Here is a 1,650-nt window from a genome sequence, read left to right on the forward strand (position 1 = left end):
CGCGACTCATGAGTGCTCGGTTATATGCGGGCCAATTGGTTGTGCGGTAGATTTTGTGTGTAGGCTTCTTCATTTGAAAATTATATCGCTGAAAAAGCCTTTACAGATAGGTTTGTGCAACAAAGCCCTTTATCTTTAAAAACTTCTATTGTTTGTAGAACAGGTTGAAAGCTTGTAATAAATTCTGTTGTTGGTTTAGAGAAGTCAATTGAGTTTGCAGGGAGTTGACTCACTGAGTCAGGGATTTGAATACCATCGTCATGATCACCCTCAGAATCTAAAGATTGTAAAAAAATAAGTAAATTTGTTCGTGTTGTTACATCATCGGCTAACTCCACAGGGGTAATACGATCAGCACCAGTTACTGTGCCAATTTCAATATTTCCGATATGGAAAGTGATTTCATCACCTTCTTGATATTCAAACTCCCCTTGAGCATTTGTACGTTTAGAAACGCCATTAATTGTATACGTTGCGCCACTCACAGGTCCATCGGTCAGTATCCCAGTTTTTAGGGAGCTTGAAGGTGGGGGAGCAGAACTACCAGAATCATTGTCTGAACCACCACATGCACTCAGTAAGCCTGCTAAAGTTAAGCATAATAAAGTTTTTTTCATCACGAATTCCTTGTTATTCAAATTGTCATATCTGCAGTATAGAAATTAGATGAGTTTAGGAGCTATCCCAAAATTGGGAGGGTAAACACAAAAATCTGTGAGAAAAAATGAAGAAAAAACAATATTTTTGTGAAAAAGTATAATTTTTTGATTTTCAGTCACGGAAGATCCACTCGCCTATGTTAATTTGAAGAAAAATATTGCGTGTTTAAGCCCAATCGCCACCAGAAAGTGATCTTGTTCTATGCTGTCAAAATTTTTTATTGAACGTCCAATTTTTGCAGGTGTGCTCGCTATTATAGTGATGGCCGTACTTCACTTAGCGCTGCTCTTGGTGTTGCAGGTGGTAGCGAAGTTGGTGGTCGTGTAGGTCTTTCTTATGTATTTGGCGGAAAATAATTAACCCGTTGATACATTTGGATTAAACAAAAAATCCCCGCTACTTGCGGGGATTTTTTATGACTAACTATGACTACAAATGTTAAGTAAAACGCTAATCAAGCTTTTTGGTGAGCTGGAAATTTAATTCAGGCATTTCCAATTTTTCACCTTTATCACCATGAAGCTCAATAAAGTTTTCACCTACAAAATAAATTCGATTGTCGCCTTGGGCATCAAGTTGAATCATCCCAGGTTGATCTGGCAAAAACTTAAAACTGCCTTTCACTTTATTTTCAGTGTTCACAGGTTTACCTAAAAACTCTTGGCCAAGCTCATAGCTTTTATTGAGTTTGAGTTCAAGCTCAGTTTCAATCCCTTTGCAATCATGGCAAGGCAGAATTCCTTTATATTCACCTGCCCAATCAAGTGCATTTTCGGTGTTATCACCTGTGGCAATCGGACTTTCTGAGGCTGCGTCTGTATTGGCAATGACATTATTATCTGGTGGTGTCGTAGTTTCAGATTCATTAGATTTCTTTCATAAGTCATTTTTCACTCAGCTCCAAGTTATAAATTCCAGCAATTAGATTGAATCTTAATGCTAGTCTTTTGCCTCGATTGCGATATCGCTCAGCAAGAATTTTGAAGGTTT

The 1,650-nt window shown here is 37.9% G+C and carries 2 protein-coding genes and 2 pseudogenes; 1 reads left to right on the forward strand and 3 read right to left on the reverse strand.

Features of this window, described 5'->3' with window-relative positions:
• Positions 1-80: 80 nt before the first annotated feature.
• The gene (locus FTV04_RS16580) at positions 81-617 is read right to left on the reverse strand and encodes a hypothetical protein (protein ID WP_180090428.1); all 537 of its coding nucleotides are present in this window, start codon (positions 615-617) and stop codon (positions 81-83) included.
• Positions 618-861: 244 nt separating this feature from the next.
• Here FTV04_RS16580 and FTV04_RS17040 point away from each other — a divergent pair.
• Positions 862-927: pseudogene (locus FTV04_RS17040) on the forward strand (hypothetical protein); the annotation flags it as partial.
• A 183-nt stretch (positions 928-1,110) separates the two neighbouring features.
• Here FTV04_RS17040 and FTV04_RS16585 read toward each other — a convergent pair.
• Together FTV04_RS16585 and FTV04_RS16590 are read right to left on the reverse strand one after the other, a co-directional pair.
• Complete coding sequence (locus FTV04_RS16585; RefSeq protein ID WP_180090430.1) at positions 1,111-1,488, reverse strand: copper resistance protein NlpE; 378 nt, start codon at positions 1,486-1,488, stop codon at positions 1,111-1,113.
• Between the two features lie 55 nt (positions 1,489-1,543).
• Positions 1,544-1,650 (reverse strand): annotated as a pseudogene (locus FTV04_RS16590) (IS5/IS1182 family transposase); the annotation flags it as partial.

It is taken from the genome of Acinetobacter sp. YH12219, assembly GCF_013417875.1.
GTDB lineage: Bacteria > Pseudomonadota > Gammaproteobacteria > Pseudomonadales > Moraxellaceae > Acinetobacter > Acinetobacter amyesii.

Coding starts and splice junctions, on each gene's coding strand:
- FTV04_RS16580 (WP_180090428.1), bottom strand. CDS start 617: ATGAAAAAAACTTTATTATGCTTAACTTTAGCAGGCTTACTGAGTGCA.